17 protein-coding genes and 5 pseudogenes are annotated in these 21,508 nt (G+C 67.5%); 8 read left to right on the top strand and 14 right to left on the bottom strand.

The genetic code is table 11. The annotated features are described in order from the left end of the window. Window positions 1-161: 161 nt before the first annotated feature. The gene (locus tag ACFVX4_RS39000) at window positions 162-800 is read right to left on the bottom strand and encodes a LysE family translocator (RefSeq protein ID WP_389987362.1); all 639 of its coding nucleotides are present in this window, start codon (window positions 798-800) and stop codon (window positions 162-164) included. A 409-nt stretch (window positions 801-1,209) separates the two neighbouring features. Then, window positions 1,210-1,455 (bottom strand): hypothetical protein, encoded by a 246-nt coding sequence (locus ACFVX4_RS38995; RefSeq protein ID WP_389987359.1) that lies wholly within the window; start codon window positions 1,453-1,455, stop codon window positions 1,210-1,212. Window positions 1,456-1,508: 53 nt separating this feature from the next. Between ACFVX4_RS38995 and ACFVX4_RS38990 the strand changes: the two are divergent. Beyond that, window positions 1,509-2,349: pseudogene (locus tag ACFVX4_RS38990) on the top strand (IS5 family transposase). A 57-nt stretch (window positions 2,350-2,406) separates the two neighbouring features. Here the strand turns inward: ACFVX4_RS38990 and ACFVX4_RS38985 are convergent. From ACFVX4_RS38985 to ACFVX4_RS38965, 5 genes are read right to left on the bottom strand one after another with little or no spacing between them, the layout of a single operon-like run. Further along, window positions 2,407-3,405, bottom strand: a complete 999-nt coding sequence (locus ACFVX4_RS38985; RefSeq protein WP_389987356.1) for a LacI family DNA-binding transcriptional regulator — start codon at window positions 3,403-3,405, stop codon at window positions 2,407-2,409. Window positions 3,406-3,428: 23 nt separating this feature from the next. Then, complete coding sequence (locus ACFVX4_RS38980) at window positions 3,429-5,186, bottom strand: glycoside hydrolase family 36 protein (RefSeq protein WP_389987353.1); 1,758 nt, start codon at window positions 5,184-5,186, stop codon at window positions 3,429-3,431. Window positions 5,187-5,188: 2 nt separating this feature from the next. Beyond that, window positions 5,189-6,055 carry a carbohydrate ABC transporter permease gene (locus ACFVX4_RS38975; protein WP_326770799.1) on the bottom strand — a complete coding sequence of 289 codons (867 nt, stop codon included), beginning with the start codon at window positions 6,053-6,055 and terminating at the stop codon, window positions 5,189-5,191. After that, entirely contained in the window at window positions 6,052-6,978 is a 927-nt protein-coding gene (locus ACFVX4_RS38970) for a carbohydrate ABC transporter permease (RefSeq protein ID WP_389987349.1), read from the bottom strand. Before ACFVX4_RS38970 ends, ACFVX4_RS38975 begins: the two co-directional genes overlap by 4 nt. Continuing rightward, on the bottom strand, window positions 6,975-8,324 hold the full coding sequence (locus ACFVX4_RS38965; RefSeq protein WP_389987347.1) for an ABC transporter substrate-binding protein: 1,350 nt from the start codon (window positions 8,322-8,324) through the stop codon (window positions 6,975-6,977). The genes ACFVX4_RS38970 and ACFVX4_RS38965 overlap by 4 nt, the downstream gene beginning before the upstream one ends. A gap of 207 nt (window positions 8,325-8,531) precedes the next feature. Here ACFVX4_RS38965 and ACFVX4_RS38960 point away from each other — a divergent pair, with 207 nt between their 5' ends. Further along, window positions 8,532-10,487, top strand: a complete 1,956-nt coding sequence (locus ACFVX4_RS38960; protein ID WP_389987345.1) for a hypothetical protein — start codon at window positions 8,532-8,534, stop codon at window positions 10,485-10,487. 135 nt (window positions 10,488-10,622) lie between these two features. Here the strand turns inward: ACFVX4_RS38960 and ACFVX4_RS38955 are convergent, their stop codons facing one another. Both ACFVX4_RS38955 and ACFVX4_RS38950 read right to left on the bottom strand, forming a co-directional pair. Further along, on the bottom strand, window positions 10,623-11,480 hold the full coding sequence (locus tag ACFVX4_RS38955; RefSeq protein WP_389987343.1) for a transposase family protein: 858 nt from the start codon (window positions 11,478-11,480) through the stop codon (window positions 10,623-10,625). Window positions 11,481-11,586: 106 nt separating this feature from the next. After that, window positions 11,587-11,880 (bottom strand): annotated as a pseudogene (locus tag ACFVX4_RS38950) (IS5/IS1182 family transposase); the annotation flags it as partial. Between the two features lie 312 nt (window positions 11,881-12,192). Here ACFVX4_RS38950 and ACFVX4_RS38945 point away from each other — a divergent pair. Beyond that, window positions 12,193-13,656 carry a phenylacetate--CoA ligase family protein gene (locus ACFVX4_RS38945; protein WP_389987340.1) on the top strand — a complete coding sequence of 488 codons (1,464 nt, stop codon included), beginning with the start codon at window positions 12,193-12,195 and terminating at the stop codon, window positions 13,654-13,656. After that, window positions 13,653-14,756, top strand: coding sequence for a hypothetical protein (locus ACFVX4_RS38940; protein ID WP_389987337.1), 1,104 nt, complete (start codon window positions 13,653-13,655; stop codon window positions 14,754-14,756). The genes ACFVX4_RS38945 and ACFVX4_RS38940 overlap by 4 nt, the downstream gene beginning before the upstream one ends. 648 nt (window positions 14,757-15,404) lie before the next feature. On the opposite strand, the gene ACFVX4_RS38935 is transcribed toward ACFVX4_RS38940, so the two are convergent. The 3 genes and pseudogenes from ACFVX4_RS38935 to ACFVX4_RS38925 all read right to left on the bottom strand — a co-directional run bounded on the left by ACFVX4_RS38935 (window position 15,405) and on the right by ACFVX4_RS38925 (window position 17,503). Then, entirely contained in the window at window positions 15,405-16,391 is a 987-nt protein-coding gene (locus ACFVX4_RS38935; protein WP_389987334.1) for an MBL fold metallo-hydrolase, read from the bottom strand. Next, a pseudogene (locus ACFVX4_RS38930) lies at window positions 16,388-16,853 on the bottom strand (PaaI family thioesterase). Before ACFVX4_RS38930 ends, ACFVX4_RS38935 begins: the two are co-directional and overlap by 4 nt. Window positions 16,854-16,885: 32 nt before the next feature. Then, window positions 16,886-17,503, bottom strand: a complete 618-nt coding sequence (locus tag ACFVX4_RS38925) for a LysE family translocator (protein WP_389987331.1) — start codon at window positions 17,501-17,503, stop codon at window positions 16,886-16,888. 111 nt (window positions 17,504-17,614) lie between these two features. Here ACFVX4_RS38925 and ACFVX4_RS38920 point away from each other — a divergent pair, with 111 nt between their 5' ends. Beyond that, window positions 17,615-18,067 (top strand): Lrp/AsnC family transcriptional regulator, encoded by a 453-nt coding sequence (locus ACFVX4_RS38920; RefSeq protein WP_389987328.1) that lies wholly within the window; start codon window positions 17,615-17,617, stop codon window positions 18,065-18,067. Window positions 18,068-18,534: 467 nt separating this feature from the next. Here ACFVX4_RS38920 and ACFVX4_RS38915 read toward each other — a convergent pair whose 3' ends face one another. Beyond that, window positions 18,535-19,176 carry a hypothetical protein gene (locus tag ACFVX4_RS38915; protein ID WP_389987325.1) on the bottom strand — a complete coding sequence of 214 codons (642 nt, stop codon included), beginning with the start codon at window positions 19,174-19,176 and terminating at the stop codon, window positions 18,535-18,537. Next, on the bottom strand, window positions 19,176-19,436 hold the full coding sequence (locus ACFVX4_RS38910) for a hypothetical protein (RefSeq protein WP_389987322.1): 261 nt from the start codon (window positions 19,434-19,436) through the stop codon (window positions 19,176-19,178). Before ACFVX4_RS38910 ends, ACFVX4_RS38915 begins: the two co-directional genes overlap by 1 nt. A 106-nt stretch (window positions 19,437-19,542) precedes the next feature. On the opposite strand from ACFVX4_RS38910, the pseudogene ACFVX4_RS38905 reads away from it, so the two are divergent. From ACFVX4_RS38905 to ACFVX4_RS38895, 3 genes and pseudogenes are all read left to right on the top strand, one after another. Beyond that, window positions 19,543-20,112: pseudogene (locus tag ACFVX4_RS38905) on the top strand (Ku protein); the annotation flags it as partial. A gap of 11 nt (window positions 20,113-20,123) precedes the next feature. Continuing rightward, window positions 20,124-20,225 (top strand): annotated as a pseudogene (locus ACFVX4_RS38900) (ATP-dependent DNA ligase); the annotation flags it as partial. Between the two features lie 322 nt (window positions 20,226-20,547). Next, the gene (locus ACFVX4_RS38895; protein WP_389987319.1) at window positions 20,548-21,147 is read left to right on the top strand and encodes a GPP34 family phosphoprotein; all 600 of its coding nucleotides are present in this window, start codon (window positions 20,548-20,550) and stop codon (window positions 21,145-21,147) included. Window positions 21,148-21,508 lie beyond the last annotated feature (361 nt).

The raw sequence follows: 21,508 nt of genomic DNA, 5'->3' as shown, positions 1-21,508 counted from the left end.
CACTGGACCACCGGGCCACTCGACCGCGCCCGCCACAGCAGGCTCGAACGACTCAACTACCAACTCTCCGCCTGAACGAATTGGGCAGCAGGGTCCTCACCCACAACAAAGCACAGGCCGAACGCGCCGCCGGCTGACCCGGTCGCCTCTCTGGTGCGGGATCAGTCCTTGCGTCCCGTCGCGGCGACGGTGACACCGAGGCCGATCATCGTGAGCCCGCCGACTCCTCCGACCAGGGAGAGCCGCTGAGGTGAGCGGGCAAACCAGTCCCGTCCGGTTGCGGCGATCAGTCCCCACAGACTGTCGGAGGCCACTGCGATGATGTTGAAGACCAGCCCGAGCACCAACATCTGAACCACGACGTGCCCTTGAGCGCGGTCGACGAACTGCGGCAGTACGGCGGCGAAGAACACAATGGTCTTGGGGTTGGCCACACCGACGGCGAACCCCTCCCACAACGTGCGCAGGCCACCCTGCGCGGTCTTGTCAGCAGTGAACGCGGCCTGCAGCGAGCCACGTTGCCGCCACGCCTTGACACCCAGATACACCAAATAAGCAGCACCGGCCAGTTTCAGCACCGTGAAGACAAGCACGGAGCGCTCCACGATCGACCCGATCCCGAGAGCCACTGCCACGATGAGCACATAGGCGCCCAACGTGTTCCCCACGACAGTGGTCAGCGCGGCGCGCCGCCCCTGCGCCAACGCCCGCCCAATCACGAACAGCACACTGGGCCCGGGGATCACGATCAGCAGGAATGACATAGCCGCGAAGGCAAGCAAGCGCTCAGCAGACACCATGACGCCCATGTAAGCACGGGCCTGGTTCGCCCTTCATCCCCTTTTCATTGTGCAGGGCCCCAGAGCGCCGAACCGTGGCCCCGCTCTCCGCACGGCGGGTTTACCGCACAACTGTTGAGTGACATCAGTTCTCGGTTCTGGCACAGATCTTGGGGCCATCGACGCCCTGGCCTGACCCGGACGCGCGGAACAGCCCCCTCCCGCCCGAAGACGGAAAGGGGCTGTCGATGTGGTGGCCGTCCGGCGAGCGCCGGGGATGCCGGTCGACCTGGGTGTGGCCGGAAGGGCCTGGAGTGCGTACGTTGCGGGGCGGCAAAGCAACCGCACGGAGCGCGGTGCGGCCCGTATTGGTCGGGCTATTGCGGTCCGCCCGGTGCATGGGAGGAATGCAGGGCCCGGTTGAGTGCGGTCACGGCGGTGCAGTCGAGGAGGAAACGTGTGATGTACGCCTGCTGCTCGACCGTCTCCGCGCACAGGCCGCCCACTCGTTGATCCAGTTCGGGCACTTGGTGACGCCCTTGCAGTAGGCCGTGATGACACCGATCTTCTTGCCCTTGCCCGCGTCGTACTCACCGTCGGCCGTTCGGCGGGCGTACTGCACGATGACCACGATGTTGACCAGATTTCCAGTACGCTCCGCCGACGCGTCGGGCACCGGCCTGGCAACGAGTACGGCACCTTCCGGCCCTCCCGGGCCAACGCTGCGGCGTGAGCCAGCGCAAGCCATACCCCAGCGACCTGTCCGACGCTCGATGGGCCCTGATCGAGCCGACCCTGACGGCATGGAGAAAAGCCCGGCTCGACCGCAGGCCCACCGGCCAGCCGGCCAAATTCGACCTCCGCGACGTGTTCAACGCGATTCTCTACATGAACCGCACCGGAATCCCCTGGAAATACCTCCCGCACGACTTCCCGAACCACGCCACCGTCTACGCCTACTGCGCAGCCTGGCGCGACGAGGGAATCTTCGCCCGGCTCAATTACGACCTGACGGGCACTGGCCCGCGTGAAGGAGGGACGCAAGCCCGAACCCACAGGCTCCGTCATCGACACCCAGAGCGTGAAGACCTCCACTAACGTGCCTGTGACCAGCCAGGGAACGGACGCCGCGAAGAAGACTGTGGGCCGGAAGCGGGGCATCCTCACCGACACGATCGGCCTGATCCTCGTCGTGACCGTCACCACCGCGAGCCTCTCCGAAAACGCCCTGGGAATACGCCTCCTCGACCAGGCCAAGAAGACATACCCGACCATCGCCAAGAGCTGGGTAGACACCGGCTTCAAGAAGGCCGTCGTCGAGCACGGCGCGCAGCTCGGAATCGACGTCGAAGTCGTCAACAGAAATCCCGGAGTTCGCGGCTTTCACGTCGTGAAAAGGCGCTGGGTAGTGGAGCGGAGTATCGGTTGGATCATGATGCACCGACGTCTCGCCCGCGACTACGAGACCCTCACCGCCAGCTCCGAAGCCATGATCCACGTCGCCTCGATCGACAACCTCGCCAAGCGCATAACGGACGAGACCGCGCCAACCCGGCGAGGAACCTACTAGGGCATATGAGGCAATTCACCCACGCTGAACGCCCTCTTAAACCGAGCCGCACCCAAGTTACTTGTGCGGCGGGGGCCCCGTTGTGGAGCGGATCACCAGTTCGGGATCGAAGAAGAGTTCTCCCGTCGGTACTTCGCGGTTGCTGACGAGCGAGAGGACGCTGCGGCCGACTTCGAGGGCGAGCCGGTCGGCCGGCTGTCTCACGGTGGTCAGGGGCGGATCGACAAACTCCGTGATCATGGAGCCGTCGTAGCCCACGACGGAGACATCTCCAGGGACCGAGAATCCCTGTCGGCGGATGCCGCGGATTGCGCCGAGGGCCATGTAGTCGCTGGCGGCGACGATGGCGGTGGCACCGAGCTGTAGCAGGGTATGCGCGGCTGCCTGACCGCCTTCGACGGTGTAGGACTGCCTTATCACCCAGCGTTCAGCGTCCTGGCTGCCCCGTTTGGCCATGGCGTCGAGGAAGCCCTGCACACGCCGGTCGGCCGGGTGGTTGCCGGCTGGCCCAGATGCCATGCCGATGGCGCGGTGACCGAGACGGTGGAGATGGTCCACGGCCAGTTCGGCTGCCAGCGCGTCGTCGGTGGAGAAGACGGGCGCGGGAACGTTGTCGGCGAACCCCCCGTTGACACCGATGTACGGGATACGTCGGGAGCGGAGCATCTCGTAGGTTTCGGTGTCGGCACCCTCCACGGTGTTGGACGAGGACAGGAACACGACGGCCGCGATGCCCTTGTCGATGATCGAGGCGATGAACTCCCGTTCCTGGACCCCTCCAGGAAACGCTGGGCACAACACGGCCTTGAGTCCGTGTGGTGCCAGTGCCGCCTCGATGCGTTCGGCGACGTCGGCGAAGAAGGGGTTGGAGACGTGCTCGGTGATCACCGTGACCAATTGGCCCCCCACGGGCCTTTCGTAGCCGAGTTCTGCCATGGCCTTTTCGACGGCGTCCCTGGTCTTCGTCGCCACTCCTTGACGCCGGTTGATGACCCGACTGACGGTGGCCTCGCTCACACCCGCCCGGGCAGCGATCTCAACGATGCCGACCTTCATTCGTCCCCTTTTCGCTGGCAGGGTCATACAGTTTTCCGGATCAGGGCCAGCCCCATTTTCGGCACTGGCAGGTTGTGCAGGCCGGGGGTGAGTGTGATCCGGGTCCGCTCGATGATACGGCCGGAGGGAGCACGGATCTCGGCCTCCACCTGTGCTCCCTCGTCCTGGACCTCCAGCACCAGCCGGTTTTCGGCAGTCGCGTTGATCAGGACCGTCTCGCGATGGACCGCAGGCTGCACCGGTACGGTCCGGTCGCTGAACACGGACACCACGTTCATCCCGTCCGCTCCGGCCTGTACCAGAGTGTAGAGATCGTCAGGGCGGCCGGGCTCGACCGTTCCGTCGAGCAGTTGGGGGCGCAGGCGGCGCCACTGGGCGAGCCAGAAACGGACCGCTTCGGCGTGGTCCTCGGGAAGTGCGTCGAGGCGCACGGAGACCTGCGGAACGGAGTGAAGTGCCCCGATGAGCTGCCGTGCGGCGGTCGCCGCGGGGGCCCTGGTGTCCCACAGCAAGGGGTCGGAGTGGACGACACCGCCAACGGCGAGAAGCGCGGTGTCGATCGTGCGGACGCGGTTGGCCGTGGAGTCGGCCGGGCAGTCGAAAGATCTGAGCATGTTGCCGAACGCGGCCATGCCCGGACCGACGTAGGGTTGACGCAGTTCCAGTAGCAGATCGGACCGCTCGGCGAGCAACGCGGTGCGCAGTTCGGTGAGCAGGAGTGTGAGTGCCTGCCCGACATCGCCCCTGCCATCGCCTGCGTAGGCCATGGCTTCGTCGAGGAAGTCGACCTTGAGTCCGTCGAGACCGTAGGCGCGCACCAGGCGCACGCACAGGCGGACGACGTGGGAGCGGACTTCGGGGCTGCGGGGGTCGAGGACGTGAGCACCGGGAACCTTGGCGAGGGCCGGGGCGTAGGAAGCCCATTGCTCGTAGCAGTCGGCTCGGGGGCCCAGGAGCAGAGGCGCGACCCAGGCCATGTAGCGCAGTCCGAGTCGGCGTACGAGGGCGACATGAGTGGCGAAGTCGGGGAATTTGTCGGGGTCGGGGAGCCAGTCCCCCACCCCCGCGTATCCGCGGCCGCTGCCGAAACGCTGCCAGCCGTCGTCCAGGATGAGCGTGCCGAAGCCCATGTCCGCGGCGAGTGCGGCCTGCTGCTCGACGGCTGCCGCATCGACCTGCTGGTTGAAGGCGTACCAGGTGCAGTACAGAGGCAGTCGGGCCGCTTCGGGAACTGGCATGGCAGCCGGGGTCTGCTTTTCGTACCAGCCGCGCAGCAGGCGCATGGCCCAGGCAACTGAGGGGCTGTGCGGTACGAAGAGGATGCGGTGCGGTGTGGTGGAAGGCGGCAGTTCGAGGTGGACGACGTGGGTGTCGTTCTCCTCGGACACTCCGAAGCGCAGGGCGACCTCGGGGACGGGGTCGGCTGCGGCGAATGCGAGCAGTGTGGCGCCCGAGTAGTCGTAGAGGCAGCCAGCGGCGAGGCCGTCGATGAGGCTGACCCTGGACCTGCCTTCCCAGTCGGCGACCAGGGTCCGGCTCCAGCCTGCCTTCGGGTGCCAGTAGCCGGCCGTATCGCCAAGCGGGGCGGAGAGCCGGATCTCCACCGGGGAGCCGGGGGCTTCGACATGCAGCACTCTCACGCCGCCGGACACTTCGGACAGTGTCCAGGCGGGGTCGGCGCCCGGGGCCAGGATGGCGATCTCCACGGTGTCGAGCAGTGGCTCGAAGGTGGCGGGCGCCAGTTCCGCAGTGGTGACGGCCTCGGTGGACTGGGTGCTCACGATCACTCCTTGACAGCACCGGCGAGCAGGCCGGAGACGAAGTGGCGTTGAAGGGCCAGGAAGACGATGATCATGGGAATGGCGGCGACAGCCGTTCCGGTGAGGATGGCCCCGTAGTCGGTGTCGTCGACGCCCTGCAGCGAGGCGAGTGCGACGGGAATGGTGAGGGAGGCATCGTCGCGCAGCACGATCAGGGGCCAGATGAAGTCGTTCCACTGGTAGAGGAACAGGAAGATGCCCAGTGCTGCCAGGGCGGGCCTCATTGGCGGCAGGACGACCCGCAGGAACAGACGCAGTTCGCCGCAGCCGTCCATGCGGCCGGAGTCGAGCAGCTCATCGGGCAGCGCAGCCATCGACTGGCGCATGAGAAAGATTCCGAACGGCAGCGCCAGATTGGGCATGATCACGGCCTGATACGTGTTGAGCCAGTGCAGCTCGGCCATCATCTTGAACAGCGGAACCAGTGTGACCTGGGTCGGGATGACCAGCCCCAGCATCAGCATGCCGAAGAGCGCGTCACGGCCCTTGAAGCGGTACTTGGTGAAGGCGTAGCCGGCCAGCGTGCAAACGGCTCCTGCACAGACTGTGTAGATGACCGCGATGAGCAGGGAGTTGAGCACGACCTGCCCGAAGGACGCGGTCTCCTGCAGGCTGGAGAGGTTCTTGCCGAGGTCCCCGCCGGGAAGCAGTGGCGGCGTGGAGTCGAAGATCTCGTCAGTGCTGTGGGTGCTGGCGATGACGAGCCAGTAGAAGGGAAGGAGTACGGCGGCGAGCGCGATGGCCAGCCCCGAGGTCAGCAGGATGCCGCGGCCTGGGCGGTGCAGGCCGGTGCGTGGTGCGCGGGCGGCGCCACGTGCGGGGGTCGTCATGATTTGTCTCCCAGGACCCGGAACTGGATCAGGCCGAGGACTCCGATCAGCACCGCAAGGACGTAGGCGATGGCCGACGCATAGCCGAAGTCGAAGTACGTGAAGGCGTTCTGGTACAGGTACACGCCGATGGTCAGCGTCGCGTTGTCGGGGCCGCCGCGGGTGAGGATGTACGGCTCGTCGAAGATCTGCAGGGTCCCGATGGTGGAGAGCACCGTGGCGAGGAGGATCGCCGGACGCAGTCCCGGAAGCGTCACGTGACGGAAGGACTGCCAGGCTCCGGCCCCGTCGACCGAGGCGGCGTCGTACAGCTCCTTGGGAATGGTCTGCAGACGAGCCAGCAGAATCACCGCGTTGTAACCGGTGTAGTGCCAGGTCAGTGCCAGACCGAGGGAGATCTTTGCCCACAGCGGATCAGTCAGCCACGGCACTTCGCCGATTCCGACGAGCGAGAGCAACCAGTTGACCAGCCCGTACTTCTCGTTGAGCAGGACGGAGAAGACGACACCGTACGCCACGAGGCCGGTGACCATCGGCATGAAGAATCCGAGCCGGAACACCGAACGCGCCCGCAGGAAAGCCGAGTTGAAAGCGACGGCCAGGCCAGTGGCAAGCGCCAGCATGATCGGCACCTGGACCACCAGGATGACTGCCGTATTCTTCAGTGCCGTCCAGAACAGCGGGTCGTCCAGCAGCCGCTTGTAGTTGTCCGCTCCGACGAACGTGTCGACGCCGTCGACCGTCTTGTGGAGGCTGAGAACGAACGACCAGCCGATCGGGTAGAGCTTGAAGGCGGCGAACAGCAGCACGGCGGGCAGGACGAAAGCGTACGGCGCGAGACGGCGGGCGCTCAAGCGCGGTGGTCGGGAGTCGCGCACACCCGCCGATCGCACCGTACGGGTCGGGGAAGTGACAACGCTCATCGGGCGACCTGGCGTCCGGTCTGGGAAGCGAGCTGGTCCGCCGCCGCATGCAGCACCTTGGCCGGGTCGGCGCCCTTGAGCAGCACCTTCGTCTGGGCGTCGGTGACCACCTTGAGCGCTCGGGCATAGTCGGAGGTGTAGTTGAACGCCGGCGAGGGCGCCTTGAGGGCACCGAAGAAAATCTCACCCTTCTTCTGACCGCCGAAGAACTTCGACGGCTCGTGGAAGACCGGATCGTCGTACGCCTTCAACAGGGCCGGGGCGATCCCCTTGCCCCGGTAGATCTTGACCTGCGACTCGGGCCGCGTCAGCGCGAACTCCACGAAGTTCCAGGCCGCGGCCTGGTGCTTGCTGGTACCGGCAACGGCCAGGTGTGTGGAGTTCACGGTGGCGGCGGTGGTCCCGCCGCGGCGTACGGACGGGGGCAGACGCACACCCCACTTGCCCGCCTGGTCGGGGACCGTCTCCTCGATGATGCCGCCGAACCAGGTCGGCCACGGCAGGACCGCCGCCGTTCCCTTCTTGATCGAGCTGATCAGCGCGTTCCAGCCGCCGGAGATGTCGCTGACAAGCCCGGCGTCGTTCATCTTCTTGATGAGCGACATGGCACGCACGGCCTCTGCGGAATCGAGGGTGATGTCGCCGTCGGTGTTGAAATAGAAGCCGCCCTGGAGCTGGAGCAGCAGCTGGAAGAAGTTCGCCGAGTCCTGCTGCGAGGCGGGCTTGTCGATCCCCAGAAGGTACTTGCCCGTCTTCTCCTTGATCTTCTTGCCGGCCTCGATCGCGTCGTCCCAGGTGTCGAGCGCTCCGACATCGACACCGGCTTCCTCGAAGACATCGGCACGGTAGTAGAACCCGGCCGAGTTCGCCTCCCACGGAAGCGCGTTCACCTGTTCGCCCTTGGGCGAGACCGTCTCCCACAGGCCCTTCGCGAAGGCGTCCCGGTACTTGTGGGCTCCCAGCTTGCCGAGATCGGCAAGCTGGCCCGGGAAGCGGTCCACGTATCCGGGCAGGTAGTCGACGCCTATGTGCAGTACGTCCGCGAGGCCCGCCCCTCCGGCTGCCATGCCCGTAGTGATCTTGTCCCAGATCGCCGGGTTCCCGATGTCCTGCACGGTCACCTTGATGTCCGGGTACTTCTTGTTGAACGTCGGAACCAGCGCTCGCAACTCCGCCGCCGGGCCCTGCCAGCTCCACACCGTGATTGAGCCCTTGGTGGCGTCACCAACACCGCCGCCCTGAGCGCCCACGCTGCCGGTGCCGGAGCAGGCGGTCAGGCCGCCGAGGCCCGCACCTGCGGCAAGTACGCCGCCCACTCCAAGAACTCTGCGACGACTCATGTCCATGAGATGACCACCTCTACATGCGGCTCGGGCATCGACCGAACGTCGGGTCGACGGGAGGGAAGTTAGCAACCACCCAACCTCACTTGCAATGATTGATTGAAAACTTTCTGATCGATTCCGCATCGCAAGTCTGCAGGACTATTGCAACCCGTCGAGCGCCGCTGCTAGCTTTCGGCCACTCATTCGAGCCCCGCACTGGAGTACGCCATGAGGCATCGCCGTCCTGCCCGCCTGGCAGTCGTAGCCACACTCGCCACACTCGCCCCGCTCACACCACTGGCCCTGGGCAGTCCGGCCATCGCAGCCACCTCAGCGCTGACCCTCACCAATCTCAGCTTCGAGGACGGCACCACGGGCTGGACGTTCACTTCCGGCACCGGAGTCGCCACCAACGCACCGCACGGTGGCGCAAAGCTCGCGTACCTGGATGCCGGAAGCGGTAACAAGGTGGCGCAGACCATCACGGCGTCCGGTGACGGTACGTACGACTTCTCCGCCTGGATCGCCACCGGCGGCACGGGGGGAAGGTTCGTCGCCCGGGTGAACGGTGCGCAGGCCGGTGCGGTGGATCTGCCCAGCCGGTCCGGCTACGCCCGCTACACGATCAGCCGGGTGTCCCTGAAAAGCGGCGACCAGCTGGAGCTCGCCTTCGAGTCCGGCAGCAGCTGGGTCAACGCCGACGACATCATGGTCTCCCCCGCGGCCCCGGTCGACCCGGTGATCTCGTCCTCCGACCCCAAGATCGTCGAGATGTTCGACTGGTCGAAGCGCAAGGCCAACAGCTGGGTCCAGATGCCCGGCACGACCGGTCCGCTGAACGTCGACGAGGGCAACCGGTCCGGAACCGGCACCGGCACGTACGGCCCGTCCTACTGGGCCGGGTATGCGCATCGCAGCGGCTACTACTCACGCGACATGGCTCACCAGCTCGCCGGCGCCTCCGTCCTCGGGCTGAACGACGCGAACAAGGCCATGCTGCGTGCCTTTGCCGGCTCCGCGACGTCCGAGCACAAGTACTACCCCGTATGGGCCATCAACTTCGACAACAAGACATACCTCTCGATCGACTACCGGAGCCCAACCTCCTTCGTCCGAGAGGTCCCGGCCACGTTCGAGCTGGTGGAGAAAGCCCATCACGCCTACCGCTGGAGTGGCGACAGCGCCTACGTCAACGACAGCACGCTCTGGGACTTCTACAAGCACGCGACCAAGGACTTCGTCGAACTCCACGACGCCAACAAGCCCAACGGTGTCGCCGAAGGCACCGGCAACGGCATCTTCGCCGGCGCCGCCAGCTACAACGAGGTCGGAGAGGAGCACCTGGCCGAGTCCGGGGACTCCATCGGATCCCAGTACCAGGCATACCGAGCGATGTCCGACCTGGCCGCCGCCAAGGGCGACGAAGCCCTGTCCAAGGAGTTCCAGCAGCGGGCCGACAGCCTCAAGGCGTACTTCAACGACACCTGGAGCGGCTCCGGCTCAGGGGCCGACATGGTCCGCGGCTACACCACCGACGGCAAGGCGCTCACCGGCTGGGGCAAGGAGAACAGCTGGTTCATGCCCATGAAACAGATCATGAATCCGGGGGCGCGCGCCGACGCCTACCTGGACTACGTCGACGAGCAGGCGAGCGGCAGCGGCAGGCCGTCCAACGTCGAGGCGATCAGCTACCTGCCGGACACCTTCTTCGCCTACGAGCACAACGACACGGCCTGGAAGTGGATGCAGTACGTCTACGACAAGCGAAACGACCAGCACCCGGCGTCCAGCCAAGGACCCAACGGCGACTATCCCGAAGTCTCCTACACCCTGTTGAGCCAGACCGTCGAGGGCCTCATGGGCGTGCAGCCCAACGCCCCGGGGCGCGCCCTGAGCACCCAGTCCCGCATGCCCGCCGGAATGGGCTGGCTGCAGGTCAAGGACATCAGGATCGGCGATAACACGTTCACCCTGCGTCATGACGGTGCCACCAAGTCGACCCTGACCAACGCCACGGGTTCGGCCCGCTACAAGTGGGAGGCCCGCTTCCCCGGCAGCCACTCGACGATCAAGGTCAACGGCGTCCCCCAAGCAGTCAAGACGAAGACCGTCAACGGAAAGACCTGCACCTACGCAAAGGTGTCCGTCGCACCCGGACAAAAGGTCACTGTGCAAGTCTCGTAACGAGGGAGTGTCATGAATTAACGACCTCGTGCCTGGTTGGGGTGAGGGCGTGTTGAGCTTGTGGTTGGCGTTTTGATCACGCGGGTGTGGTGGGCAGTGCGAGTGCCTTCGTGTGGTGGGTTGCTTGTTGGTCGGTCAGGAGTCCGGCGAAGGCTCGGATGGTGTCGGGCAGGCTGTCTCGTCGGGTGTGGTGCCGGGCGAGGGCTCTCCAGTTCTTGAGGTGGGCGATGCCGTGTTCGACGGGTTTCTGGCTGAGGAGTGGGCGAAGCGGGCGGCCTCGTGGTGTGCCATCAGCCATTGCAGATGTTCGAGGTGTTTGCCGCGGCGTTTGCGTGGTGGGGTGACGACCTGGCCGTAGGTTTGGGCCGCGAGGCCCTGATAGCCGGCGTCGGCAAGGATCTGCAGGTCAATGGTGTCGGCGAGCAGGTCGACGTCACGGGCTTGGGTGATGTCGGCGACGGATCCGGCCCGGACCTCGCCGCAGAACAGTGGTCGTCCGCGCTCATCAGTGACGACGAGGGCTTTCATGGCGTTGATACGGCTCTTGCCGAAGATGAACCGGCTGCGTCCGCCGCGGTGTGCGCCCGGGCGACGGACCCTGATCTCGGTGGCGTCCATCAGCGCGGTCTGACCGGTGGCGCCGAGATGCGTGATCACATCGGCAAGCGTGCGAAGTCGCAGACCGCCCTCGATGCGACAGCCGCGGTCGGCGAGCAGAGGCCGGATCCCGCCGACCGCACGAGTGATGGTCGACCGGTACACCTGAAACCAGCAGGCCAGTACGTCGTGGGTAACGCCGTGCCTCAGATGAACGAGTGTGGCCAGGAGCCGGTCGACGAAGACCAGCTTGTACTTCGCGCCCGCTCCGTCCGCTCGCCGACGTGGTCGGTCGAGCAGCTCGGCATCTCTGCGGGCCTGCCAGACCGGCCCCAACTTCGCCACCAGATCAGCAATCACAGCCGCTGAAAGGCCCGTGACCCGACGCTCCGACATGATCAACCTACGTGCCTGCATCCCACCACGAACGGCCAAACGAGCCGGTAGGGCCAACGTCACCGCTAACCATGCGCGAGGTCGTTGATACCGACCGGCAAATGGATCACTTCAGGCGTCGAGTGGTGGGGCGAGCGTCCCAATGGTACTGGCTCGTCGAACGTCGAATGAGCATACGGAGCGTGATGAGTGTGGCAGCGAGGTAGAAGTAGAAGTCCACTGCCTCGCCGTTCCTCTCGGTGCAGCGCCGTAGCCTGCCGTAGCCGTTCATCCACGAGTGCGTACGCTCCACGACCCAGCGCTCGGCGGCCTGGACCGGGGCGGGCACGCCCTTGCGGGCGATCTCGGCGGTGAAGCCCAACTCAGCCATCAGCACACGGGACTTGGTGCTGTCGTATCCGCCGGGCGCTTGACCAGAGTGAAGGGGTGGCGAAGCGAATATCGGAGATTCAGTTCGTCGCGAGAAACCATTGATCGCTCAATTTCCTTACTCTAAGGTCGCGTTAATCGAATGGCCGTTCCCGGTCGCGAGTGCACCACCAGGAGCCCAGCCGCCCCCGGGCGGCGCGGAACAAGGGAGACCCGTCATGGTCAAGCACTACGTCAAGTACGCCTTCAGCACGCTCACCGCGGCGATGTTCGCCAGCATGGTCTGACGCTCGGCCCCGGCCTGGACCGGGAAGACAACCCGGTCCAGGCGTCAGGAGACCCCTTGTTCGGTACCGCCCTCAGTCAACTCCGCTACGGCATGGCGATTTTGCGCAACCGTCGCATCCGTCCGCAGGACCTGGAACGCATAGCTCGCGACCTCATCGCGACCCTGGCCGAGTTCGGCGAGCCCGGGGCGGACTCGGCTCTGCTCCCCGGTCAGGCGGGGGCCGTCGACCCCGCCGTACGACGGACCGTCACGGAGCGCAGCCTGCGGGCCACGGCACGGGCCGCCGCCCAGCACACGGCCCACTACCGGCGGACCTTCGACGCCCTGGGACTCGACCCGAGCAGTCTCACCCCGGAGACCTGGGACCGCGTACCGGTCACGCCCAAGGAGGCCCTGCGCGGTCTGCCGGCCGCCTTCGTATCCGCCGCCTCCACCCCCGCGCTGATGGCGCTCACCACTGGGACCAGCGGCACCCCCACCGCTGTCTGGTACTCCAGGGCCGAGGTGGAGATCGCGGTTGCCATGAGTACCGTCTCGGCCGTGCTCGGCATGGGCCTACGGCCCCACCACACCATGGCGTACGCGGGCTGCTCCCGGGCGACCCTGCCGCTGCTCAACGTGGAGGAGTCGGTGACCCGGATCGGTGCCTCGTTCGTTCAGATCGGCACCGTGGACCCGGCCGTGGCGCTGGACCAGCTGGCCACTCCGCTCGGCCTGCGTGGCAAAGCCCCGCAGATCACCCATCTGACGGTCTCCGCGTCCTACCTCTCCGCCCTCGTCGAAGAAGCGGAGAGAAACGACTGGCAAGCAAAGGACTTCGGCCTGGAGTCCATCGGCGTCGGCGGTGAAGTGCTCTCCGATCCGCTGAGGGAGCGGGCCGCAGTCGCCCTGGGCGCACGGATCTCCACGGCGTACATGATGACCGAGGCCCTCCCCTCGGGCGGCACACCGTGCACCGAGGGACATCTGCACCACACCACCGAGTTCGGGCACATGGAGATACTCGATCCCGTGACACACGAGCCGACGCCGCCCGGTGCCGTCGGCATCATCGCGCAGACGCCGTACGTCCCCTACCGGGACTGCACCCTGCTGCTGCGCTACGCGACCGGCGACCTGGTCCGGCGTCCCGAGGCCGAGCCCACGTGCGAGCTGGCCCATCTACCCGCGACCTCGCCCATACTCGGCCGCTGGTCAGGTCCGCAGAGCATCGCGATACCGACCCGGTCGGTGCTGAACCTGCTGGAGTCCGAGCCGGACATCCCGCTGCCGGCGCGTTACGCCCTGGTCGACCGGCCCGGGGGCCCTGTCCTCCATGTCCTGGTCCGCCGAACGCCCGCCGCCGCCCTGCTCGGCAGGCTGCAGGAGCGGGCCACAACGGCGGGCCTCGCGCTGGACGGCATCGTGCTCCACGACGATCCGGCCACGCTGCCGCCGACCGGCCCGGTCCGCGCCGATCTGCGCGAGCACACCTTCGAGTCGGTCCGCCCCGCCGTACGCGTCGCGAGGTCGGCATGAGTACTGCCCTCGCCCTCGTGGGCCTCAACTGCGCCGTCGCCGCGATCACGGTGGCAGGTGCCGTCTACTTCGCGCGGGTCCGGATGCCCCGCCCTCCGGTCGGCACGTACGAACTGCCCGACGTCGCCGTGATGGGCGTCGTCGTGGTGGCGGCTCCCCTGGTCTATCTGACAGCGCCCCGGGCCGCGGTGGCCGTCGTCTTCGGCCTGGTCCTCTGCGCGGCGCTCCAGTTCACCCTCGCGCCGCTGATCGGCGGGGGGCGGGCCTGGTCGACTGCAGGGGCGCTGGTGGCCACCACCGCCGGATGCGCGTTCGCGGACCTGCCGGTCGCCGTGACCGCTCTGACCGACGTGCTGCTCGCCATCGCCGTGGTGGGAGTAGCCAACATGTGGGCACAGAGCGGGATGCGCTCCGTCCACGCGGCGTGGTTCGCGGGCATGCTCTGCTGCTACGACCTGGTGGCGACCGGACTCACCTCCGTCATGGACCGGTTCGCCGCCCAGGTCATGGGACTGCCGTTCGCCCCGCTGCTGGCAGTCACCCAGGGCAGACCACCGGTGGCGCTCGGGCTGGGCGACCTGCTGCTCCTCGCGCTCTTCCCGCTGGTGGCGCTCAAGGCCTTCGGACGGGCCGCCGCCCTTCTCGCGGCTGGAGTCGGACTGGCGGTGTCCGCGAGCGTCAGTCTGCTGTTCGGCCTGGGAGTGCTGACGGGCGCCTTCCCGCTCCTGACGGCACTGGGACCGCTGATCGTGTTGCAGCACGTGCTGTGGTCACGGTCCAGGTCCGGCGAGCGGACCACCGCCGAGTGGCGCGCGGGAACACCGCGCGCGGTGGCGGCCGACACCCCCACGGACCCCGACCCGGCGCTGCTCCTGGCCTTGGAACCGACCGGCGTGGACGCGCTGCGGGCGGAGCTGTCTCAGGGTGACTGGCTCGCGGTCGTCGACGGCCGGGCGGTGGGCAGTGGGAAGTCGCCTGGTCAGGCACGCAGGGACGCCCGGCTCCGCGGCTGTGAATCGGTGCCTGTGGTACGCCAGAACTGGTCCGGGCTCGCGGCCGGGGCGACGACCGGCAAGGCCGATGCCGACCAACTCCCGTGAGAGCCCCTCGACGTGTGAACACGACCTCTCGGAGCGAATGCCGCTGCCACACATGGCCGTACCCTCTTCCGGTCCTCGGCTCCGTGTCCGTCATCGGAGTGGGGCCGGTGCTCCTCCCGCGATCCTGCGTCGCCGTCACCGGTGATGACTCCCTCACCCATTTGCCCAGTTGAACCAATGGCATTGCCGGCGACTGCCAGTACGGCCGACTGCCCCCGTGGTGACCGTCGGCGAGGGGGCGATGCCACAGCTCCGGAAGTACATCCGCTGAGCCGGAGTCTCAGCACGGCACCACATATGGCGCCGATGTGCAGTTGGCGCTGAGAATATGGCGCGGTTTTTGAGAACCTACAACACACACGTGTAGGGTCTCGCGGTTCGTGGCACAAGCCGTGCTCGCTTACCAGCGGTTCCTTCGCTGTCTCAGACCGACGGCACGGCCCGTCCGTCTCACGGCCCTGGCATTTCCTCGGCATCTCGGTGGTTCCGCAGGAACTAGGTGTTCTGTCCCGGAAGGTTGTGGACGGGTGATGCAGGTCTCGGCTGAAGCGTCTTGAACGGGTGAGGGCCTCCCGGGTTCGGTGTGGACCGCTCGCGCGTCCGGCATCCGGGGCCGGCTGACCAGAGAGTCCGCCCCGAACCACCAAGTCAGCGCAGCTCAGTGGCCGGCCAGGCGCGTGGGTAGGGCACGCGCAACGCCTCGGCCGTCGTCGGGGTGTGGTCGACGACTGCGTGCAGGCGTCCGTCACGGAGGGCGACCGCGCCGCTGGTGAGCATGGTCGTGACCAGTTCGGCGGTGAGGGACTCGGGAGTCACGTCCAGGAGGCGTGCGGCGTCGGTCAGCCAAGTTCGGGCAAGGAGGTACGGCTCGACCTCGTCGGCCGGGATCCCTTCGCGGATCATCAGGGCGAAGGCGAAGATCCGCCGTGCGCCGTACCAGACTGCTCCGTCGGGATCGTCGACGAGGCGCTGGGCCCGGCGCGGGGCGGCGGCGAAGGCGGTGGCGGGCTCGGTGGGAATCGGGCCGTGGGAGGGCAGGATCATGCGCGGTGCGAGGTCGGCCATCCGCTTCAGGGAGGTGAGCGCGGTGGTGGCGGCGTCGAGGCCGTCAAGGGCGAGGTTGGCCCAGCCGATGTCGTAGTCCGACAGCGCGTCGCCGACGACGAGGAGCCGCTCCTCCGGCTGCCACAGGGCCAGGTGGCCCGGGGTGTGGCCGGGGGTTCTCCTGACTTCCCAGTCGGTGTCCCCGAGGCGGAGGACCTGTTTGTCGTCGAGCGCGAGGTCGACGGTGTACGGGGCCACGGGCTGGTCGAGGTACTCGGCCGCGCAACATCCCGGGTCCCGGCGGGAGATCGCCTCCACCTCCGGTGCCCCGGCCGCGATCGCGGCGCCCTGGGCCTGAAGGAGGGCGTTGCCGCCGACGTGGTCGGAGTGCCGGTGGGTGTTCACGACGAGGGCGACATTCCCGGCCTTGGCGCGGGCCCAGGCGGCGGTCTCCTGCGCGTGCCCGACGAACCCGCTGTCGATCAGGGCTGGTTGCCGTCCTGATAGCAGGAGCGTGTTGGCGTCGGGGAACGGGCGCTGCCACCACGTGACCCAGGTCGGCAACGACGACGTGGCCGGGTGGGGGCTCACTGGGCGGGCCTGTTCGCGCGGATCAGGATCTGCTGGCCGTTGGCGACGAGCTTCCGCTCGCCGTCACCCTGGACGCCGTACACCTCCAGTCGGCACACGGTCAGGGTGCGGCCGGGCTTGAGGACGGTGCCGACCACCTCCTGGTGGTCACCGGCTGCGGGAGCGAGGAGGTTGATCTTGTATTCGCCGGTGAGGACTTCGGAGTCCTCGTCGAACAGGGTAAGTGCGGCATAGCCGCCGGCGGTGTCGGCGATGGCGCTGGTGGCGCCGGCGTGGACGTAGCCGTGCTGCTGGGTCACTTCAAGGGCGGGCCGGAAGGATGATGTGGACGCGGCCGGGGCCGATGTGGGCGAGGCGTGCGCCGAGGTGGGTCATGAGGCCCTGGCGATCGAAGCTGTCCTGGACGCGCTTGCGGACCGCGGGGCTCGCCTGCTCACGCTGTGTCTGGTCTTCCACGTACATGCTCTCCTTCAAGTCCGTGTCGGGCGGGTCCCTCAGCCGGTCAGGCGTTCCACCAGCAGGAAGGCGCCGATGGCGATCATCATGGCACCGCTGATCCGGGTTACGGCCCGGGCGGCCGAGGGACGGGTCGTCAGGACCGTGCGGGCCAGGACGCCGACGGCGAGGTAGACGACGGCGCACGCGGTCAGGTGCACCATGCTGAGCAGCCCGGTCTGCGCGGCGACCGGCCAGCCATCGTCGGCGTGGATGAACTGCGGGAACAGCGAGAAGTACAGCAGCAGCGCCTTCGGGTTCAGGCCGCTGATTCCGAGCCCCTTGAGCATGACCTGCGCGCGGGAGGCGTCCGTCCCCTCTCCGGCTGCTGCCGGTACGGCGGGCTGCCTCAGCACGCCCCAGCCCAGCCACAGCAGGTATCCGGCGCCTGCGACAGTCAGGGCGGTGAGCGCGGCCGGGGAGCTCGCCACGATCACCGCCAGACCCGCGACGGCCACCAGCGCGTAGACCGCGTGTCCTGCGACCAGCCCGATGACGGCGGGGGCGACCGAGCGCCCCCGCAACCCGGCGGAGATCGCGTACGCCCAGTCCGCGCCCGGAGTGAACACCAGCAGCAGGTCCACTACCAGGAAGGCCGCCAGCGTCGTCGTATCCATCGAACGTTCCCTCTCATGATTCTTTCTCTGCGAGGAAGGTTAGGCCGGATTCACCCGAAAATGTTTGCGTATTTACCCCGTGCTCGCGCGATGTGGGGGAGAATTTTCTCCATGGATGCTCTGGACCGGAAGATTCTTACCGAGCTGCAGCTCGATGGCCGTCTGACCGTCACCGAGCTGGCCGCCCGCGTGCAGCTCAGCGTCTCGCCCTGCCACCGCCGCCTGCGAGACCTCGAACGCGAAGGCGCGATCCGCGGCTACCGGGTCGTCGTCGACCCGGCCGCCGTCGACCTGAATTTCGAAGCCCTCGTCTTCGCCACGCTGCGATGGGAGACCCCCGACACCGTCACCGCCTTCGAAGAGGCCGTTGCCGACCTCCCGCACGTCCTCCAGGCCCAGCGCCTCTTTGGCGAGCCGGACTACCTCCTGAGGGTCGCCACCACCGACCTAGCCGCCTTCCAGCAGCTGTACGACCAGCAGCTCGCCCGACTGCCAGGGGTCCAGCGCCTGACCTCCACCCTCGTCATGAAGAACGTCATCGACGACCGCCCCCTGCCCGAGTAGTCGCAAGGAGGGGGTCACGCAGCCACTCCTGCACTCGGAAGGATCACTTCCGCCTGGGGCGGCCGGGATAGGACCCAGCGGGGCGCAACTGTGTGCCGTCCTTCAGAGGTGCGAGACGGATGGTGGCCAGGCTGGTTCTCTCTCGGTCCGCGATGGCCTGCAGGGACTGGTGGTCTTGTTCGTACCAAGTGCGCCACTGACGTACGCGGCTGGCAGTGTCCTGGGGGCGCTTGAACCGCGGCGGGCTCCAGTCGACGGGGTTCTCGGACAGCAGGTAGGCGACGTGAGCGGTCGTGGTGTCCAGGGTGCGCGCGACGCGGGCGATGGAGAAGTCTCCGCCAGGTACGGCCTGGTGAAGCCGGACGGCGCTGACGCTGTCCGGCTCCGGCCCCGGGAGTGCAAGACCGCGCAGAGCGCGGGCGGGGAGCCGCGGCGTCCACTGGACAGGCTCGTCCAGGCCGTGCTCGTCAAGGACGGATTGTGCGGTGCCGTGGAGCAGTTCGGCCTCGGCAGGCAGGATCCCGCCGGCGAAAGCGCTGGTACTGCTGGCGTTCCGCGCCGGTAGCCGGTGCGATGTCCGGGTGCGCCCGATGAGGCGGTGAACCGGTCAGGGTGTGAAAGGTCCAGCGCTGGGCGTGTGAGACACCAGGGGCAGGGTTCGAACGCAGCCGCCGCTGCAGGTCCTGCCAGCTCTGGGGGATGAAGCGGGAGCGGGTGGTGAACAGGGCTCGGCGACGTGCGTAGTCGATGGGGCTGCCATGCGTGTCGAGGTGGTCGGCCAGCAGGATCAGTACGCGCAAGACGTCGGCGCAGTCGTTGCGACGGGTGAGGTCGGCGAGGAGAGTGGACACGTTGTGGCCGCTGACGGTGGTGCCGGTCAGGCGGGTCACGGCGCGGATCGAGGTGGTGTTGCCGGCCAGGAGGCAGGCGATGGAGAGGAGCTCGTCCGCGCGTCGGGCCATGGGACGGCCGCTGGCATGTCGGGGGGAGAGGCGCAGGGACCACTCGGGCCACAGGGCGGCCGGCAGCATGCGGGCCCGGGCGTCCTGGTTGGTCGGGGGGCGGGTGGAGTCGACGGCGGTGCGGTGGCGCAGGCGTGCCACCGGCATCAGCTCTGCTTCCCGGCTGCTGGCAGGGCTGCTTCGAGTACGGGCGAGACAGCTCCGCCGAGCGTGACGACGCTGGTGGGGTGGAGGGGGCGGCCGTTGGCGGCCACCCGGTCCGTCAGCCACTGCATGCGCATCCGGGCATGCTCGCCGACGACCTGTCCGACTACCGCTTCGCCCGCAGCACCGGACACATCGGGTCCCTGATGACGCTGGTCAACCGCGGCTGCCAACGAGCCCAGCGCACCGTCGCGGAGCGTCACCGGGAATTGCTCGACCAGGTCGAGAACGATGCGGCCGCAGAACAGGCCCGCCGCGAACTCGAATACGCCTTCAGCGTGGGAAAGGCGACCGCCCGTCCCCGTCGGGCGCGGGCCGCTGGTCGCCGTCGCAAAGTTCGCCTGGCACAACCGCGAGCGCCTCGGGCTGCTCCGGGTGCGCGAGGACGCGATCGTGCTGCACGCGATGCGGTGGCCCGACGAGATCCGCAGCCACGAGTCCCTCGCGCCCAAGGACGTCTACCTGGACGACGACGAGATCGAGCGTGCCGTCCGGCTCACCGACACCATGGCCATCGACGACATCTCCGGCTTCCGGGACCAGTACCGCGACGCCCTGGAGGAACTGATAGAGGCGAAGTCGGAGGGCACCGAGCTCCCGGAGCCGGCCAAGGGCGAGGAACGGAAGGCAGCCGGGAAGGTCGTCGATCTGATGGCCGCCCTGAACGCCTCCGTCAAGGCGGCCAATGAATCGCGCAGCGAGCACGGCGGCCTGGACGCCACCGTGCACACGATGCAGCCACGCAAGAAGACCACGGCCACGAAGAAGGCCGCCCCGACCAGGAAGACCACCGCGACGAAGACAGCGGCCGCGAAGCGCACGACGAAGAACACCACCACGAAGAAGACCACGGCCGCGAAGAAGCGCAGCGCGTCCTGAGCGGGATGGTCATGGTGGGCTTGCCGCGGATCGATCCGATGCTCGCCACGCCGAGCAGCCTGCCGCCCGTGGCGGTGGAGGACGGGTGGGCGTTCGAGGTCAAACAGGACGGTTCTCCAGATGCTTCAACATGTCTCGTCCCCTCCATGTGGGAGGACTCGTGCGGAGACGCCACGCGCCTGATGATCTTGTTCCCTTCGACCGTTCGCAGCCGCTCGGCGGACAGGCGGACGAAGCGGCTCGGGGATCCAGTACAGCGAGGGCCCGCCGTTCTGACGTCGTCGGCAGAAACTCCCGCCGCCTTGCGAAAAGGCTTCGGTCGCGCGGGCGGGGCGATACTGATCGTGACAGTCGCCCCCGCCGCCGGGCCGGCCTCGGACGCGGGCCCGGTCGGTGGGGACGCACCTTTGTCGATGTCTCCGAGGGGAGCCGTTCATGACCACGGCGAAAGACCTGTTCATCATCACCATGGACCTGAAGCATTCCGTGGGACAGGGCGACCTGTCCCTCGCACTCGCGGGAGCCGAGCTGATCGATCTCATCGGTGCGGGGGCGGTCGCCGTGGACGGCGACCGCATCGTGCCGGGTGGACCGCCGACGCTGGACGATCGGTTCATGGGCGAGGCTGCGGCAGGGCTCACTCGGCAGGCGCCCTACGAGCGGATCGAGGACTGGCTGTGGCGCCGGGGCCGAGACCTCTCGGCCGCGTACCAGGCCGGCCTGGAGGAGAACGGTGAGCTGAAGCCGCAGCGAAGCGGCCGGTTGTCCTTCGGCTCGGAACGCGTGGAACCGGTCGATACGCCCGCGCGCCGCCGTGCAGCCGACCGCTGGAAAGAGAAGGAACCCGTCCTGGCCGCCCTCGCCTCGGTCGTGGGCATCGACGCCGAACGATCCGACGATGAGACCGGCCTTGATGACGAGGCGGTGACGACCGTGGTGGCTGCCGTCCACGACGCGGTGATGGAACTGGAGGCCGTACGCCAGAGGCGGACCATCGAGAACGCGGCCTTCGCCAACCTCTGGCGCGGACCGTGAGCCGAGCCCGCCTTCGGGGGCGCGGTCGAGTCCGACGGCGATGGTGAACGGCCACACGGCCGTCGGGCGGCGCCTACGGCATGTCCGTGGACCAGTTCCGGTCAGGGTCGCGCGGCCTACACCTGGAAACTGGGTGTGCGTCCGGCCCACAGTCTGATCACGGTGTCTCATGAGACACCGCCAAGTCTGGAGAACGACGGGCAGCGGGCCATGGTCTACCTGCCGGGCGGCGGCTCAGCCGACCACGGGAGCGTCCGGGCGTACCGCGGGTCTGTCAAACGAGCGGTGTAACTCAGGTTGTTGGAGTTACTGGCGTGCTGCGGAGAGCCGGCCGTCGAAGGTGATGTCGAAGGCGTTGAGT

The organism is Streptomyces sp. NPDC058240, assembly GCF_042882135.1.
Lineage (GTDB): Bacteria > Actinomycetota > Actinomycetes > Streptomycetales > Streptomycetaceae > Streptomyces.
Note: the sequence above shows the minus strand (reverse complement) of the source record. Positions and strands in the feature narration are given on the sequence as shown.

Bases quoted from the DNA above. Each gene is read 5' to 3' on its own strand.
- ACFVX4_RS38965 (WP_389987347.1), bottom strand. From the start codon at position 8,324: ATGGACATGAGTCGTCGCAGAGTTCTTGGAGTGGGCGGCGTACTTGCC.
- ACFVX4_RS38955 (WP_389987343.1), bottom strand. From the start codon at position 11,480: ATGTCGGAGCGTCGGGTCACGGGCCTTTCAGCGGCTGTGATTGCTGAT.
- ACFVX4_RS38960 (WP_389987345.1), top strand. From the start codon at position 8,532: ATGAGGCATCGCCGTCCTGCCCGCCTGGCAGTCGTAGCCACACTCGCC.
- ACFVX4_RS38925 (WP_389987331.1), bottom strand. From the start codon at position 17,503: ATGGATACGACGACGCTGGCGGCCTTCCTGGTAGTGGACCTGCTGCTG.
- ACFVX4_RS38975 (WP_326770799.1), bottom strand. From the start codon at position 6,055: ATGACGACCCCCGCACGTGGCGCCGCCCGCGCACCACGCACCGGCCTG.
- ACFVX4_RS38970 (WP_389987349.1), bottom strand. From the start codon at position 6,978: ATGAGCGTTGTCACTTCCCCGACCCGTACGGTGCGATCGGCGGGTGTG.
- ACFVX4_RS38915 (WP_389987325.1), bottom strand. From the start codon at position 19,176: ATGCCGGTGGCACGCCTGCGCCACCGCACCGCCGTCGACTCCACCCGC.
- ACFVX4_RS38940 (WP_389987337.1), top strand. From the start codon at position 13,653: ATGAGTACTGCCCTCGCCCTCGTGGGCCTCAACTGCGCCGTCGCCGCG.
- ACFVX4_RS38895 (WP_389987319.1), top strand. From the start codon at position 20,548: ATGACCACGGCGAAAGACCTGTTCATCATCACCATGGACCTGAAGCAT.
- ACFVX4_RS38985 (WP_389987356.1), bottom strand. From the start codon at position 3,405: ATGAAGGTCGGCATCGTTGAGATCGCTGCCCGGGCGGGTGTGAGCGAG.
- ACFVX4_RS39000 (WP_389987362.1), bottom strand. From the start codon at position 800: ATGGTGTCTGCTGAGCGCTTGCTTGCCTTCGCGGCTATGTCATTCCTG.
- ACFVX4_RS38920 (WP_389987328.1), top strand. From the start codon at position 17,615: ATGGATGCTCTGGACCGGAAGATTCTTACCGAGCTGCAGCTCGATGGC.